15 protein-coding genes and 4 pseudogenes are annotated in these 15,376 nt (G+C 68.5%); 7 read left to right on the top strand and 12 right to left on the bottom strand.

Going from position 1 to position 15,376, the window contains the following annotated elements:
* Positions 1 to 16 precede the first annotated feature (16 nt).
* Both ABZX90_RS09980 and ABZX90_RS09975 read right to left on the bottom strand, forming a co-directional pair.
* Complete coding sequence (locus ABZX90_RS09980; protein ID WP_355203125.1) at positions 17 to 1,207, bottom strand: oxidoreductase; 1,191 nt, start codon at positions 1,205 to 1,207, stop codon at positions 17 to 19.
* 154 nt (positions 1,208 to 1,361) lie between these two features.
* Entirely contained in the window at positions 1,362 to 2,633 is a 1,272-nt protein-coding gene (locus ABZX90_RS09975) for an RNA-guided endonuclease TnpB family protein (protein WP_355203122.1), read from the bottom strand.
* 95 nt (positions 2,634 to 2,728) lie between these two features.
* On the opposite strand from ABZX90_RS09975, the pseudogene tnpA reads away from it, so the two are divergent.
* Positions 2,729 to 3,069: pseudogene (gene tnpA / locus ABZX90_RS09970) on the top strand (IS200/IS605 family transposase); the annotation flags it as partial.
* Here tnpA and ABZX90_RS09965 read toward each other — a convergent pair.
* The 9 genes and pseudogenes from ABZX90_RS09965 to ABZX90_RS09925 form a co-directional block, all read right to left on the bottom strand.
* Complete coding sequence (locus ABZX90_RS09965) at positions 2,983 to 3,930, bottom strand: SDR family oxidoreductase (protein WP_355203119.1); 948 nt, start codon at positions 3,928 to 3,930, stop codon at positions 2,983 to 2,985. The pseudogene tnpA and the gene ABZX90_RS09965 overlap by 87 nt on opposite strands.
* A gap of 90 nt (positions 3,931 to 4,020) precedes the next feature.
* Complete coding sequence (locus ABZX90_RS09960) at positions 4,021 to 4,584, bottom strand: NAD(P)H-dependent oxidoreductase (RefSeq protein ID WP_351132480.1); 564 nt, start codon at positions 4,582 to 4,584, stop codon at positions 4,021 to 4,023.
* Positions 4,585 to 4,602: 18 nt separating this feature from the next.
* The gene (locus ABZX90_RS09955) at positions 4,603 to 4,773 is read right to left on the bottom strand and encodes a hypothetical protein (RefSeq protein WP_351132478.1); all 171 of its coding nucleotides are present in this window, start codon (positions 4,771 to 4,773) and stop codon (positions 4,603 to 4,605) included.
* A gap of 75 nt (positions 4,774 to 4,848) precedes the next feature.
* On the bottom strand, positions 4,849 to 5,160 hold the full coding sequence (locus ABZX90_RS09950; protein ID WP_351132476.1) for a YceI family protein: 312 nt from the start codon (positions 5,158 to 5,160) through the stop codon (positions 4,849 to 4,851).
* Positions 5,161 to 5,411: 251 nt separating this feature from the next.
* Positions 5,412 to 5,651 (bottom strand): annotated as a pseudogene (locus ABZX90_RS09945) (ester cyclase); the annotation flags it as partial.
* Between the two features lie 27 nt (positions 5,652 to 5,678).
* Complete coding sequence (locus tag ABZX90_RS09940) at positions 5,679 to 6,176, bottom strand: MarR family transcriptional regulator (protein WP_355203115.1); 498 nt, start codon at positions 6,174 to 6,176, stop codon at positions 5,679 to 5,681.
* A 159-nt stretch (positions 6,177 to 6,335) separates the two neighbouring features.
* Entirely contained in the window at positions 6,336 to 6,584 is a 249-nt protein-coding gene (locus tag ABZX90_RS09935; protein WP_355203112.1) for a hypothetical protein, read from the bottom strand.
* A 276-nt stretch (positions 6,585 to 6,860) separates the two neighbouring features.
* Positions 6,861 to 7,223: a LuxR C-terminal-related transcriptional regulator gene (locus tag ABZX90_RS09930; protein ID WP_355203110.1), complete on the bottom strand. Its 363-nt coding sequence runs from the start codon at positions 7,221 to 7,223 to the stop codon at positions 6,861 to 6,863.
* Positions 7,162 to 9,279, bottom strand: coding sequence for an AAA family ATPase (locus ABZX90_RS09925; protein WP_355203107.1), 2,118 nt, complete (start codon positions 9,277 to 9,279; stop codon positions 7,162 to 7,164). Before ABZX90_RS09925 ends, ABZX90_RS09930 begins: the two co-directional genes overlap by 62 nt.
* Before the next feature lie 189 nt (positions 9,280 to 9,468).
* On the opposite strand from ABZX90_RS09925, the gene ABZX90_RS09920 reads away from it, so the two are divergent.
* From ABZX90_RS09920 to ABZX90_RS09895, 6 genes and pseudogenes are all read left to right on the top strand, one after another.
* The gene (locus ABZX90_RS09920; protein WP_355203104.1) at positions 9,469 to 9,702 is read left to right on the top strand and encodes a hypothetical protein; all 234 of its coding nucleotides are present in this window, start codon (positions 9,469 to 9,471) and stop codon (positions 9,700 to 9,702) included.
* Positions 9,703 to 9,794: 92 nt separating this feature from the next.
* Positions 9,795 to 10,223: a nitroreductase family deazaflavin-dependent oxidoreductase gene (locus ABZX90_RS09915; protein WP_351133534.1), complete on the top strand. Its 429-nt coding sequence runs from the start codon at positions 9,795 to 9,797 to the stop codon at positions 10,221 to 10,223.
* Between the two features lie 42 nt (positions 10,224 to 10,265).
* The gene (locus ABZX90_RS09910) at positions 10,266 to 11,189 is read left to right on the top strand and encodes an NADP-dependent oxidoreductase (protein ID WP_351133536.1); all 924 of its coding nucleotides are present in this window, start codon (positions 10,266 to 10,268) and stop codon (positions 11,187 to 11,189) included.
* Between the two features lie 118 nt (positions 11,190 to 11,307).
* A complete protein-coding gene (locus tag ABZX90_RS09905; RefSeq protein ID WP_351133539.1) occupies positions 11,308 to 12,147 on the top strand; it encodes a GNAT family N-acetyltransferase in 840 nt (279 codons plus the stop codon).
* 64 nt (positions 12,148 to 12,211) lie between these two features.
* Positions 12,212 to 12,454: pseudogene (locus ABZX90_RS09900) on the top strand (IS5/IS1182 family transposase); the annotation flags it as partial.
* A pseudogene (locus ABZX90_RS09895) lies at positions 12,453 to 12,563 on the top strand (transposase); the annotation flags it as partial. The pseudogenes ABZX90_RS09900 and ABZX90_RS09895, both read left to right, overlap by 2 nt.
* 156 nt (positions 12,564 to 12,719) lie before the next feature.
* Here ABZX90_RS09895 and ABZX90_RS09890 read toward each other — a convergent pair.
* Complete coding sequence (locus tag ABZX90_RS09890; protein WP_355203099.1) at positions 12,720 to 15,152, bottom strand: S8 family serine peptidase; 2,433 nt, start codon at positions 15,150 to 15,152, stop codon at positions 12,720 to 12,722.
* Positions 15,153 to 15,376: the final 224 nt, after the last annotated feature.

The following is a 15,376-nucleotide window of genomic DNA, read 5'->3' as shown; positions in this document are numbered from 1 at the left end:
CGTGGTCGTCGAACATTCAGGCGGACTGGCGCGTCACCGGAAAATGTCTGGCCAACTCCGCTCTGGAAGCCTCATCAAGCTGAACTCCGGCGGCGTCGAGGTTCTCGGCCAGGTGAGCGCGCGTGCGGGTTCCGGGGATGAGAAGGATGTTGGACGCGAGGTCGACGAGCCAGGCGAGTGCGATCTGTGCGGGGGTCGCCTGCAGCCGATTGCCCAGCGCGGCGAGCGCCGGACTCGTCAGGATCTGGTTCTGGACGCTCCGCGGCCAGCCGAGCGGGCAGAAGGGAACGAACGCGATGCCCCGGTTCGTGCACTCCTGGAGCACGTCCGGGGAGCTCTGATCGGCGAGGTTGAAGAGGTTCTGGACGCAGGCGACTTCCGTCTGCTCGAGCGCTCGCAGCAGGTGCCGCTTCGAGATGTTGCTGAGGCCGATGCCGTCGATCAAGCCTTCCTCGCGGGCCTGGATCAAGGCTGCCAGTTGGGAGTCGAACCGCGTGCCGGGTGTCGACTGGTCCATCATGCGCAGGTTCACCGCGGCCAGGTGGCTGACGCCCAAGGTGGTGAGGTTCTCTTCGATGCCCTGGCGGAGCTGGTGTGGTTCGTCGAAGGGCAGTACCGCGTCGGCGGCATCGCGACGGGCGCTCACCTTGCTGACGATCGCCAGGTCGGCCGGGTAGGGGCGCAACGCCTCGCGGATGAGCTCGTTCACCACGACAGGGCCGTAGTACTGCGCGGTGTCGATGTGGTTCACGCCGCTGTCGACCGCGGCACGCAGCACGCGCAGCGCTTCGTCGCGGTCTCGTGGCGGGCCGAAGACGTTGTCGCCGGCCAACTGCATCGCGCCGTATCCGATCCGGCGCACGTGCCAGGGGCCGAGAGCGTACGACCCTGCGGATTCGATGGCGTGCAGGTGGTCCGACATGGTTTCTCCTGCGCTGGAATCACTGTTCGTGCATGCACCACCATGATGGTGCTCGTACGGGCCGCGAGCCCGGATCCGCCGGCGTGGCATGTTCCGGTTGATCCGCCCGACGTAGTGGCCCTGGGCATTTGACCGCGGGGCCGAGCGCCGAGGGCGGGATCGGGGTGTGGCCCGGCAGGCCGTTGGCGTCGGCGGAGCCGGCGCGGCGATCACCGGGACGGCCGCGACCTTGGCAGACCGGGCCAGGAAGGAATGGCGGTTCGAGGGGGAATCGAGCACCGACATGGTCTCAACCGCCTTTCACGAAGAGGTGATCGGTCAGGTCGCGCGCGGTTCCGGCCGGGCCCCGACCGTGTTCCGCAGAGTGCCGTCGGGGTCCGCGGGGGCGCGGCGGGGGCGGGGCGGGGTCAGTAGTTGCGGGTTTGACATCCTCCCTGGCCTAAAGGCCGGGAATTCCCGTCTGCGCCCAGCCGGTCGGCTGGCAGCTTCGGGTGGGTTCCTGCTTCTTCCGCACCGGGGTGCGGGTTGCGCGCTGTGCCGGCACGAATGCCGGTCTTACCTGCGCTCCACGGGCGTTTACGGTCTCCGCCTGTCCAGCGGCGACCTTCAGTCCTTCGGTGCGGATGTTGCGGGCCGCATTGACGTCGCGGTCGTGGACGGTGCCACAGCCGGTGCAGGTCCATTCCCGGACTGCCAGGGGCTTGGGGCCGTCCTTGACGCCGCAGGCGGAGCAGAGCTGCGAGGACGGGAAGAACCGGTCCACGCGGGTGAAGGTGCGCCCGTACCGGGCGGCCTTGTACTCCAGCATCCCGACGAATGCCGAACATCCGGCGTCGTGCACGGACTTGGCCAGGCGTGTGCGGGCAAGGCCTTTCACCGACAGGTCCTCGACGTGTACCGCTTGGCTCTCGCGGATCAACGTCGTGGACAGCTTGTGGTGGAAGTCCCTGCGCGCGTCGGCGACCCGGGCGTGAGCCCGTGCGACCTTCACGACGGCCTTCTTGCGGTTCGCCGAGCCCTTGGTCTGGCGGCTCAGGTTCTGCTGCGCCTTGCGGAGCTTCTTCTCCGCGCGGCGCAAGAGCTTCGGAGCGGTGATCTTGCGGCCGTCGGAGAGGACCGCGAAGTGTGTCAGCCCCAGATCGATACCGACCTCGCCCGTGGTCTGGGGCAGCACCTTGGATGTGTCCGTCTCGACGACGAAGCTCGCGAAGTACCGGCCGGCCGCGTCTTTGACCACGGTCACCGTGGACGGCGTCGAAGGAAGGCTGCGGGACCAGTTCACCTTGACGTCGCCGATCTTCGGCAGGCGCAGCTTCCCGCCCGGCGTGATCGACCAACGGGCGTTCGCGGTGAAGCGGACCGCCTGCCGCCTGTCCCGCTTCGACTTGAAGCGCGGGGCGCCCACGCGTGGGCGCTTGCCCTTCAGGCCGTCGAAGAAGTTCGTGTACGCGGTGTCCAGGTCCCGAAGGGACTGCTGCAACACGACGGCGGACACCTCGCCCAGCCAGGCCCGCTCGGGCGTCTGCTTCGCGGCAGTGATGAGCTGCTTCGACAGGTCGCCCAACTTCGGGAACGGTAGACCGTCCCGGCGGGCGCCCTCCCGGGCCCGCAGCGCGTCGTTGTAGACCACCCGCGCGCAGCCGAACGCCCTGCTCAGCGCGATGCGCTGAGCAGGACCCGGCTCGATGCGGAAGGCATACCTGAGCTGCACAACCCAGACCGTACCAATACCTGGTGATGGCCGACATGCGGGACATTCGCACGGGCAGACACTGCGTTTTCGCCCTTCACGCCCACTTGGTCTTCGTGACGAAGTACCGGCACAAGGTGTTCACCGACCAGCACCTGACCCGCCTCGAAGAGGTCATGCGCGCGGTATGCAAGGACTTCGAGGTGGAGCTGGTCGAGTTCAACGGCGAGAGCAATCACGTCCACCTCCTCGTGAACTTCCCGCCCAAAGTCGCCCCGTCCAAGCTCGTCAACAGCCTCAAGGGCGTCAGCTCCCGCAGGATGCGCCAGGAGTTCCCCGACTCGTGCGGCACTACTACCGGGCCAACAAGCTATGGTCCGGTTCCTACTTCGCCGGATCCGTCGGCGGCGCCCCGCTGTCGATCGTCCGTCAGTACATCGAGCAGCAGAAGCGTCCGCTCCAGCCTGCCCGTCAGAGCACTCCTCAGAATCGCTTCACCCCCGACCTTAAGGCCGGTGCACTGCGATTTGCCCCGGTAGCCACCGTCGGCTGCGATGAACTTGGCGGTGACGAAGGCGGAGTCCTCGCCGGTGAGGAAGAGCACGGTGCCGACGATGTCCTCGGGCGTGGCGCGGCGTTTGATCGCCTGCTCGGTGGCGAGCAGGGAGTCGATGTCGGCGGGCATGGCCCCGTCCGCGACGGTTTCGTCGATCAGCGGGGTGCGGGTGAACGCCGGGGAGACGGCGTTGACCGTGATGCCGAAGGGGGCCAGGTCGTTGGCCAGGCCGCTGGTCAGACCGAGGATGCCCGCCTTGCTGGCGAGGTAAGGAGTCATGTCGGTGGTGTTGGTGTAGATCGCCGAGGAGCTCATGTTGACGATCCGTCCCCAGCCGCGCTCGCGCATGTCCGCGGCGAAGGCCGTGGACATCAGGAACTGGGAGTCGAGGTTGGTGGACAGCACGCGGCGCCAATGCGCGAAGTCGACGTCCGCGAGCGGTGCCATGCCGGCGATCCCGGCGTTGTCGACCAGGATGTCGGCCGGCCCGCAGGCAGCCAGCACCGCATCGTGCAGGGCGCGGACCGCGGCCGGGTCGGAGACGTCGGCGACCAACGGAACGCATGTGCCGCCGGCCTCCTGGATCTCCTTGGACGTCTGCTCGGGCGCCGACAGGTCGACTGCGACGACGGTTGCGCCCCGGCGCGCCAGTCCGCGGGCGATGGCGGCGCCGAGGCCGCGCGCGGCGCCGGTTACGACGGCGACGCGGCCTTGGTGCGCGGCCCACCGTGAGTCCTGGGCGGAGAAGCTGTTCTCTGTCATGAGGGTTCCTCCTGGCGCACCCACGGCGGCGGTGATCTGCTGAGAGCCGCGGGGACCAGGCGCCGCGCGCGGGTCCGCAGTGGGTCGGTTTCAGCTGCGCAGGGTCTTCATGGCCGTCGACCAGGCCTCCAGCTCGTCGAACAGGCTGGTCACTGCGGCGTCGTGGTGCTCCGCGGGCTTGAAGAGGGAGAAGTTCTCGAAGTCGGTGAACAGCGAGAAGCACAGCTGCTGGTTGACGTGGGCGAGCTGGATCGCGCTCGCGATGGTGCGCAGATGCTCGACGGCGCGGACGCCGCCGACGGTGCCGTAGGAGACAAAGGCGGCAGCCTTGTTGTTCCACTCGGCGTAGGCGTAGTCGATCGCGTTCTTCAGCACCCCGGGGATGGAGTGGTTGTACTCGGGGGTGACGAAGACGTATCCGTCGAACTCGGCGACCTTGGCGGTCCACGCCTTGGTGTGCTCTCCCCGGTACTGGCCCATGGACGGCGGCAGTGGCTCATCCATGTGGGGCAGGGGCCAGTCGGCGAGGTCGACCAGCTCGTACTCGGCCCCGGCGCGGGCGCCCGCGCGGTCGATGACCCAGTCGGCGACGGCCTTGCCGTTGCGGCCGGGGCGGGTGCTGCCGAGGATCACGGCGATCTTGAGGGTGTTCATGAGTGCGCTCCTTACGTGTCAGTCCCGCGAGGCAGGGCTGCCGGTGGCGCGGCGGGCTCGGATGGTCGCGGTCAGCTGCGGGTGCCGGTCCGCCATGCCCTTGAGCTTGGTGACGCCGTGGGCGTAGCGGTCCACGGTCGCGGTTGCCTCCACGGCGATCTCGTCCCTGCCGACCTGGGCCTTGGCCACGGTGAAGGTGAGGGGTGTGCGGACGCCATGGGCGGTCAGCAGGCCCTGGAGGACCCAGGCGCGCGCCTGGTCCAGCTACGCGGCGGTCGAGGTGAAGGCGATGTCCGGGGAGGTGTCGGCGTCGGTGTCCAGCAGCGTCCTGGACAGGACCTGGCGGTCCCGGTTCTTGTTGCCGGTCTCGAAGCTGCTCGCGTCGGCGACGGCGTCCACCCGGGATCCGGCCAACGGGTCGGCCGGCGAGACAGTGCCGCCGTGCAGCTTGAAGCTGCCGCGGACCGTGCTCAGGCGGACCGTGCTCAGGCCGAAGAGATGCCTGGTGGTGAAGGTGATCCGGGAGGCGGGGACGTCGATGACGTACTGGCCCGGCTCCGGCGTGGCGGTGGTCATGACGACCTCCTATGAGTTGAACCCTCAAGTCAAAGGGTAGACCTCTTGACTTGAATGCTCAAGTCGTGCATGCCCTTTGACCGAGCCCGCTTCGCATGCCGCCGGGCGGCCGCGCCGGCCGAGCCCCGAGGAACTGGACACCTGGTAGCGCCTCGCCCAGGTCATGTACCGCCTCCAGACCGCCCCGGAGGCCCGCCGGTGCCAGCGGACTACCGGCCAGGACCAGCGCCGGCTTGCGCGGTGCTCCGCGTTCAGACCAGGCCGAGCTGGGCGGCGATGACGGAGCCTTCCGCGTAGCAGTCGAACCGCTTGATCTTGCCGTTGACCAGCTCGAACACGTCGCAGCACGGGGCGTCCATGCGCTTGCCCGTCGGCGGAACGGTGCCCGAGGGCAACTCCAGCGGACCGAGGTGGGTGCCCTGCAGGCGCAGCTGCACGATGACCACGTCGTCGGTCACATAGAACCGGCCGAGCTCACGGTGCATGTCGGGGAACGCCTTCGCGTAGACCTCATGGTTTCAGCGTGCGGGTGAGTCGATGCGCTGCAGGATGCGCTCGGCGTCCTGGCCGAGTCGGCGCAGGCGCTCGCCGGAGAGGTTGTCCACCACGAGATGGCGGACATAGGCCACGTGACCTGGTGCGGCCGACTCCAGCTTGCTCATGCCAGCAGGCAGGAGGACGGCGTTCGTGAAGCGCCCGTCGCTCGGATCCGGCTCGCGCCGGACGTAGCCGCGGTCCTCCAGCCGCTTCACCATGTGCGACAAGCGGGACAGCGACGTGCTGGTGTGCTCGGCCAGCACGCTCATACGCAAGGTCCATTCGGGAGCCTCGGAAAGCATCGCCAGGGCCATGTACTCGACCATGCTCAGCTCAGCGTCGCGCTGCAGTTGCGCGTCGATGGCCCAGGGAAGCCGAGTGATCAGTCGGACCACCGACATCCAGGAAGCCAGCTCGGCCGACGTGAGCCACAAGTCGGCGTGCTCGTCCACCTGCGGCAACTTGTCATCGGTCGGCATGTCAAGAGCGTATCAGCCCCATACCGCGGGAGAAGTGGGGCCGCGCATCGCTGCCTCTTCCCATCCGATCACCTGAACCTTCATGTAAAGAGAACGGGGTGCTGGTCATGGCAGCGCACCTTCCCGTAGCGAAACGGACGCGCACTACGCTGGTAGCCGTCACGGTGAGCGGCGGTCACCTGATCCTGGTGATTCGCGGTGCAGGGTGAGCTTTCGGATCTCGAGCAGGTCCAGGCCGAGCGCCTCGATATCGGCCAGTACGCCGTACAGCGCGGACTGGTCCAAGAGCCCGGTGAGCACGGTGTTTGTGCCGCACCGCCGCGGCGTCATCGCCGGGAACGCGGACAGCATTGTGGCGCCGAGGTGCCCGTTGATCCGGATCATGTACAGGGCGGGTTCCGGGTCCATGACGACATGGTCACCGGCCGGCAGGTGAAACCACATCACCAGGATCCGGTGACCGTCGGGCTAGGGCCTGTCCGGCGGATCAAGTCGGAGGAAACCTGCGCCGCCTGATCAGCGCACGTGAGTGGGGCCTGGTGCGTGCAACTGCAAGGCGGAGGAGGGCGTCGATGCGGAGCATCGGCAACCGACGACAACGCCGCTGGGGGTCCCCCCTGCTCGAAGAGCTTGGGGGAGGGCGTGCCAGGCCCCACGTCTCCGGCATGATCCGCCGGACAGGCCCTAGCGCGGGCGGCCGGCGGCCAGCAGCCCAAGCTCCCTTGCGCGCTGCACGGCCGAGGACCGGTCACGGACCTGGAGCTTGGCGTAGATGCTGCGGACGTGCGTGTTGACCGTGTTCACCGAGATCGACAGTTCGCCGGCGATTTCGGGCCGGGACAGGTTCGTCGGGAGATATCTCAGCACCCTGAGCTCGCCCGGACTGAGCTCCTCCGCCGGCGGCAATGACGGTTGCTCTTCGGCCGCCGGGGATGAGCCGTGCAGGACATCGAGGATATCGGCGAGCAGTGCGGCGTGCGCCGTCTCATGCGGGGGCAGCGCCTCGAGCAGCTCCCGGGCGCCCGTCATCGCGAACGGCAGGACCACTTGGTCGGACCGCGAGGCGGGCGCGGGCTTCGGCGGGCCTCCCGAGGCGGGCTTGCGTGGCGAGCAGCCAGCCGGCCATCTGGCTCGCCAGCGCCTGCGAGCCCTCGAGCTGCGATGCCAGGTGTTCGGCCGCGCCGAACTCCTCCAGCGCCTCGTGGCGGCGGCCGCGACCGGCGTGCAGTATCCCGGCCGCCTGGTGCAGCAGCAGCCTGATGTCCGGCCCGGTGTCTGTCTGCAGGGCCCGTTCGGTGCGCCGCAGCCATCGCTCGCCCTCGTCGAACTCACCCACCCACACCATCGTGCCGGCGAGCGTCATCAGCGCGGGCGCGATCACCGGTTCCGTGCCCCAGCCGTACCGTTCGGCGAGAGTGATCGCCTCGCGGCAGCGCCGCTGGGTGGTGGCGAACGCATGGATCTTCGGCATGGCGGCGCCATGGAAGATGTACGCGAAAGCGAGCTGCGCGAGGCAGCCGACTTCCAGGTACGGCCGGCCGATCCCCCGGGCCAGGACGGCGCCCTCCCGGAGGTGGCGTTCAGCGTCTGGCAGCCCCAGGGACCACGCCTCGACGGTCCCCAGATTCATCAGCGCCACAGCTCGCAGGTCGCTGCCCAGCGCGATGTCCTCGTCGGACGGCCCGGTTACCGGGGAGGCCAGGAATCGGGCCTGCTCGATGACGCCGGCCAGGTGACCGCGCCGTCTGGCCAGCGACAGCTTCAGCGACGCGATCGCCACCTGGAGGCGGCGCCGGCGACCCGGCGGCGTCGTCCCGGCGTACGTCTCGGCGACCGCCAGGTGGGCGGCCGTCTCGTCCAGGCGCCCCTGAGCAAGGTCACCCATTGCGCGCACCAGGGCCAGCTCGGAGTGGTCCGCGCCGGGCGGGAAGGCCCGTACCAGCGCCTGCATGGTCTGCGCCTGCCCGTCGAGCGTCAGGCTGAACGAATGGTCGGCGAGCAGCCGGGCCGCATCAGGCCAGTCACCGGCTGCCTGCGTGTGCCGGATGGCGTCGACCACCTGGCCATGCTGGATGAACCATTCGGCGGCACGCCGGTGCAGTGCCGGCACTTCCTCAGGCAGCGCCCGGCGCAGCTCCAGCCGGAGCAGATCCCCGAACAGGCGGTGGTAGCGAAACCAGGTGCGCTCGGGGTCGAGTGATTCGACAAACGCGTTCGCGTCCTCGAGTTCCAGCAGGATCCGTTCCGAACCAGGGCGGCCCGTCAGCACGTCCGCCAGCTCGCCGTTGACGCGATCGAGCAGGGAGGTGCGCAGGAGCAGATCCTGGACGCCGGCCGGCTGGCGGTCCAGCATTTCCGCGATCAGGTACTCGGCGACTGTCCGGTCGCTGCCGGAGAACTCCGCGACGAAACGCTCCGGGTCGGGGTGACCGGCCAGGGAGATCGCCGCGAGCCGCAGGCCCGCGGCCCACCCCTCCGTCCGCTGGTGCAACAGCGCTGCCCCGTCCGCGGACAGCGCGATACCCGAGGCATGAAGCAGCTCGCGGGTCTCGCGCTCGGAAAAGCGCAGGTCCGCCGCGCGGATTTCGGCCAGCTCGCCTGCCAGGCGTAGCTGATGCAGCCGCAACCGCATATCGCGACGGGCGGCCAGCATCGCGTGAACGTTCGGGGGAAGATTCATCAGCAGCCGGGTGAGCTGATCGAGGGCCTCCGGCGAATGCAGCTCGTGCAGATCATCAATCACCAGTGTGATGCCGCCACGAGCATCGGCGAGCTCCGACAGCACCCGGTCGACCGTCGCCGTTGCATTGAAGTCGGGTGTCGCTGCCTGCGGTTCCGCACGGCCGACCGTGGCCGAAGCGTGACGGACCGCGTCGAGCAGGGCAAGCCAGAACTGCTGGGCGTCATGCTGGTCGCGTTGCACCGATACCACGGCGAGCCGGTGCGGTCGGCCCGGCTGGTGCGCCCAGGCGCGCAGCAGCGAGGTCTTCCCGCTGCCGGCGGGAGCCGAGATGATCGTCACCTTCCCCGCCGCCGCGCGATCCAGGGCAGCGAGAAGATCACCCCGGTCGATCAGCCGGGGAGCTGCCGAAGCCACCGTCATAGGCCTTCCTAGGTGCCTGTGCCTGTGCCGTACGCCCTCTGCCGCCGACGACACAATCCTCTCGCTCTACGCAGGACAGCGCACGCCCCTGTCCACGCGCGCGAATCACCAGGATCGGGTGATGACCTCTCACCGTCCCGGACGTGAACCTGGGACTCGTGCCGATCGATGCCCGGATGGGAGATGGCTGTGACAACCGGAACCGAAGCGCTCGTTCGGCGCGCGTACCGCTTGGCGAAGGGTGATGTCTTGGACGTCCAGGGGTTCGCGAGCCTGGTCGCCGACAACGGCGTGTTCAACGGCATCGGCGGTGTGATTCGCCGGGAGATCTACCGCGGTGAGCGACACCTTCCTCGGACCGTTCGAGACGCCCGCCGGGGTGATCCCGCCGACGGGGGCCAAGCTCGACATCCCGACCGCTGACTTCTGGTGCGTGCGCGACGGCAAGACCCACCCTGTCCCTTCAGCTCATCCTCCCAGCGCATGACCCGGATCGTGAACGACAGGAGTTCGACATGAGCGAAGCACTCGACCGGAACGCGAAGACCGTCGCAGAGTTCCGAGCGAACGAGGGCAGGGTCGGCGGGGTCTTCGAGGGCGCTCCGCTGGTCCTCGTCCATCACCGCGGCCGCAAGAGCGGGCAGGAGCACGTCAGCCCGACGATGTACCTCCCGCACGACACCGCGCCGGACATCGTCTACGTCTTCGCAACCAAGGGCGGAGCACCCACCAACCCGGATTGGTACCTCAACCTGACCGCCGCCGGTGAGGGCACCATCGAACGCGGCACCGCGACCGACCAGGTGACCGTCCGCGAGCTGATCGGCGCCGAACGCGACCGCATCTACGCCGAGCAGGCGCGGCGTTACCCCGGCTTCGCCGAGTACGAACGCAAGACTGCCGGAATCCGCATCATTCCCGTGCTCGAACTCCGGCGGGCGTAGCCCACACCCCGGTCAGTTTCAGCGAGTCGAAGGAGAGAGATCATGCCCAAGGCGGTCAGGTACGACGAGTTCGGCGGGATCGACGTGTTGCGGGTCGACGAGGTGGAACGCCCGGTGCCCGGGGACGGGCAGGTCCTCGTACGTGTGAAAGCGGCCGGCATCAACCCCAGTGAGGCGGTCATCCGCACGGGGGCGGTGGCGGACCTGTTCCCGTCGACGTTCCCGTCCGGGCAGGGCAGCGACTTCGCCGGGGCAATCGAGGAGGTCGGTACCGGGGTTGATGGATTCTCGCCCGGCGACGAGGTGATCGGATTCAACCAGAAGCGTGCCTCCCAGGCCGAGCTGGTCCTGGTCGAGGCCGGTGACCTCACGCGCAAGCCGGAGAAGGTCTCATGGGAGGTGGCCGGCAGCCTGTACGTCGTCGGCGTTACCGCATGGGGGGCGGTACACGCCGTCCAGCCCAAGGAGGGCGAGACCGTCGTCATCTCCGGAGCCGCCGGGGGCGTCGGCTCGCTCGCCGTACAGCTCGCGCGCCGTACCGGGGCCACGGTCATCGGCCTGGCGAGCGAGAGCAACCACGGCTGGCTGAAGAGCCACGACGTGATCCCGGTCACGTACGGTGACGGCGTCGCGGACCGCATCAGGGCCGCCGCGCCCAGCGGCGTGGACGCCTTCATCGACACCTTCGGCGACGGGTACGTCGAGCTGGCCCTCGCCCTCGGCGTCGCGACCGAACGGATCGACACCATCGCCGATTTCGCGGCCGCCGAGAAGCACGGGGTGAAGACTGACGGGGGGAGCGCGGCCGGGCCGGGCGCCAAGGTGCTCGCCGAGCTCGCCGGCCTGATCGCCGACGGACACCTCGAGATTCCCATCGCGAACGTCTACCCGCTGGCGCAAGTCCGCGAGGCTTACACCGAGCTCGAACGCCGCCACACCCACGGCAAGATCGTCCTCAGGCCCTGAACGACTCGGTTCGCGATACCGCTGTCGATAGTTGATCGTCGTTCGTCCAGGAGCAGGCTTTGGCCGGGCGTAATGCGGTGGCAGCGGTTCGCGGCCTGGTGCTTGGATGCTTGGCGTGATGTCTGTGGATCTTGATGGTGGTCGCGAACTGCTGGACCGGCTTGAGCGGTATTACGACGCGGTACCCCGCTCCGGCGCTCGGGTCGAGGACTTGGGGCCGCTGAGCTTGTTCATCCGGGAGGGGCAGGGCTGGCCTTTCTATGCACGCGCGGCCCTGGGGTGGTCCGGACCGGTGACTGCCGCCGATGTGAACCGGGTGCGCGCCCGGCAGCGGGAGCTGGGCATCCCGGAGAGTTTCGAGTGGGTCGCCGAGACCACACCCTCGTTGCGGGCCGCGGCCGAGCAGACGGGGCTTGTGGTGCACGCACACCCCTTGATGGCGCTCGGCCCAGACGTACCGACCCCCGTTGTCGCAGAGTTGGCCGACGGCATGGTGGTGCGGACTGTGGGGCCCGACGATCCCGTACTGCCGAGCGCGCTGGCCGTCCCTCACCTGGCCTTCGCCGAGCCCGGAACCCGTATCGGTGCAGCCGGCACGGCGGAACTGAGCGAGGCGGTGCGGAGCCGCGCCGATGACGGGTCGGTGGAACGTGCGGCGGCACGCATCCTGGCTGGTCTGACAAGCGTTGCCGCCGCTGTGGAAGACGGAAAGGCCCTGTGCGCCGGTCAGCACCAGCCGGTGGGGCCGGTCAGCGAGATCGTCGGGGTGGGAACCCTGCCGACTGCGCGCCGCCGTGGTCTCGCGCTCGCGGTCACCGCGGCGCTGATAGCCGACGCACGATCGCGAGGCGTCGCGACCGTCTTCTTGTCTGCGGGCGACGACGACGTCGCCCGGATCTACGCCCGGCTCGGCTTCCGCCGCGTGGCCACCGCACTGATCGCCGAGCCCGTCGAGTAGCGACGTGTGGGCGGGCCGTCACCGTGACGCGGTACTCGTCACCCTGGCCGTTCTGCACCTGCAACTGCCGCACGCGGTACGGGCCGAACCGTACGGAGTGAGCCGGCCTACAGTCACTCGGGCCGTGCACGAGATCCGGCCGCTGCTCGCGACGCGGGGTTTTGCCGTCCCTGGCAGGCCCCGCTTGCGGCCGTACTCCCTGGCGGACGTTTTCGCCGACGCCGACGCGTACGCCGAGGGCGTAGAGCTGCGGATCGACGGCACCGAGGTACAGGTCCGCCGCCCCGGCGCGGGTCGGCCGGGTCAGGCTGGGAACTTTCCGTTGGGTGGTCGAGCGCACGATTTCTTGGCTCCACGGCTTTCGACGCTTACGCATCCGCGGGGAACGACGCGACGACATCCACGGAGCTTCCCTCGGCCTCGCCCGATGCTTCATCACCCACGGACACGTCCAACTGCTTTGTCGGACCTCTAAACCCATGTGGAGCCTCAACACACGCCCGGGTGGCGGTGTGTTCCGCCACCCGGGCTTCGTGTTTCGGGTGTGCTCGGTCAGGTGATCGTGTCAGGGATCAGATGGTTTTGGTCCGGTCCCAGTGCCAGTCGCCGGTGCCCGAGTCCCATACCTTGACGGGGTTGTTGAAGTCGGCGCCCGTGGAGTTGAAGGTCCACAGGGCCGAGTGGCCGCGTCCGTCGGAGGTGTCGGCGTACTTGTACAGGGCGCCGACGTCCGACTTGCCGTCGCCGTTGAAGTCACCGGCCACGAGCTTGCTGTTGTCCGCAGCCCAGGAACCGGTGCCCGAGTCCCACAGCTTGACTGGCTTGTTGAAGCCCGCGCCGTTGGAGGTGAAGGTCCACAGGCCGGAGTGACCACGCCCGTCCGAGGTGTCGGCGTACTCGTACAGGACGCCGACGTCCGACTTGCCGTCGCCGTTGAAGTCACCCGCCACGAGCTTGCTGTTGTCCGCCGCCCAGGAACCGGTACCCGAGTCCCACAGCTTGACGGGCTTGTTGAAGCCGGTACCGGTGGAGGTGAAGGTCCACAGGGCCGAGTGACCACGCCCGTCCGAGGTGTTGGCGTACTCGTACAGGACGCCGACGTCCGACTTGCCGTCGCCGTTGAAGTCACCCGCCACGAGCTTGCTGTTGTCCGCCGCCCAGGAACCGGTACCCGAGTCCCACAGCTTGACGGGCTTGTTGAAGCCGGTACCGGTGGAGGTGAAGGTCCACAGGGCCGAGTGACCACGCCCGTCCGAGGTGTTGGCGTACTCGTACAGGACGCCGACGTCCGACTTGCCGTCGCCGTTGAAGTCACCCGCCACCAGTTCGCTGTTGTCCCAGTGCCAGTCGCCGGTGTCGGAGTCCCAGAGCTTGACAGGCTTGTTGAAGCCGGTACCGGTGGAGGTGAAGGTCCACAAGGCGGAGTGACCACGCCCGTCGGAGGTATCGGCGTACTTGTACAGGACGGCGACGTCGGACTTGCCGTCGCCGTTGAAGTCACCGGAGAGGGTCTTGCTGAGGCTCCAGTTCCAGGACCCGGTGCCCGAATCCCACTGCCTCACGGGGTTGTTGAAGCCGCTGCTGTTCGAGGTCTGCAGCCACAGGGCGGAGTGGTTGGTGCCGTCGGAGTTGGCTCCGTAGTCGTAGAGGTAGGCGGCGTCGGACTTGCCGTCGCCGTTGAAGTCACCGGGCTTGTCCGACGTGTGGCTGAGTGCCTGGCCGATGTCGATGCGGGGGGTGCTGGCGCCGGTATAGGTGATGGGCTTTCCGGTGGCCTTCAGCAGCTCTTCGAGGGAGGCGATGCTTCTGGTGGGGAACGCCTGTCGAAGGACCGCTAGGGCACCGGCCACGTGCGGGGCGGCCATGGAGGTGCCGACTTTGGAAGCGTATCCGCCGCCGGGGACGGAGGAGACGATGCTGGTGCCGGGAGCGAAGACGTCGACCAGCGGGCCGCGGTTGGTGAAGGCGGCCAGTTCATCGTCGTCGGTCGTGGCACCGACCGCGAGAGCGGAGGAGATGCAGGCGGGCGAGCTGACCGCGTCGGTGTATCCGCTGTTCCCGGCCGCGACGACGGTGGCGACACCTGCGTCGAGCAACTGATCGATCACCGCCTGGTGTGGGTCGTTCTCACAGGCGCTGGTGTACCGGCCGCTGCCGAGGCTGAGGTTGGCCGCGACGAGCGGGATCCCGGACTGCTTGAGCTCCCCCACCTTCTCGAGCGCCGAGAGCTGGGCGCTGGTGAAGCTCAGGACACACGGTGCGGCGCCGGCTCCGCAGTAGTCCTCCGAGGTGAACTTGCTGAAGACCTGGATGGCGACGATGTCGGCACCGGGAGCGACACCGCGAGCCGGGGCTCCGGTGATGCCCTTGCCCGCGGCGATACCGGCCACGTGCGTTCCATGGTCGCATTCGGTGATGGTCGCGCACGGCCCGGTCTCGGAGTCGGCCGAACCGGTGCCCTCCTGCGCCTCGGTGCCGTTGGGGCACAGACTGGTGGCGGAGTAGTCGGCGTCGATCGGTGAGAAGCACGCCTCGGCGACGACCCGTCCCTTGAGGAACGGGTGATTGGTGGCAACCCCCGTGTCCAGGACGGCGATTGCGCTGCCCGCGCCGGTCATGCCCGCGGCAGAGGGCGCCGTTCCGCCGATGAGGGGGACGCTCTCGTCCAGGGACGGCGGCACCGGGATGTCCTCGGTGACGCTGACCACGTTGCTCTGGGCGGCCAGTTGTTCCAGGCCTGCCTGGTCCACCTTGACCGTGACCAACGGCAGGGTCTTAAAGGTCTGCATCGTCTTGCCCGTGTCGGCCGCGGCGGACAGGTCCGCGCGCTGCCTGGTGAGGACGTTGACGCGGACCTTTCCGCCGTTCGTGGTCTTGTCGTAGAGCGGTGGATCGATGGGGTCGGGGGTGGCTTCAGTGGCTGTCGAAGGGCTCAGTGGCGTGGACGCCTGGGCCGGTATCGCAGCGGCGAGGGAGATGACCGTCATCGCGGTGACGACTGTCATCCAGCTCGTTCTCTTCATAGCGCCTCGGTGAGCAGGGGGCTCGTCCTGGCCCGGCCGGTGGGGAGGCAGGCGTGACTCAGCCCGGAGCGACGTGTGGGGAAGCAGCGGTGTGGTGCTGAAAGGTGATGCACGGGTCTGCCGGGAGGGAGAGCCGGGCGGCGAGAGGTCTGCGCCACCCGGCTCCGTCATGCCCGATCGGCATACTCGTCCGTGCTGTTGCGCGG

This window comes from Streptomyces sp. NPDC002935, from assembly GCF_040611295.1.
Lineage (GTDB): Bacteria > Actinomycetota > Actinomycetes > Streptomycetales > Streptomycetaceae > Streptomyces.
This window is presented reverse-complemented; position numbering and strand designations above follow the sequence as displayed.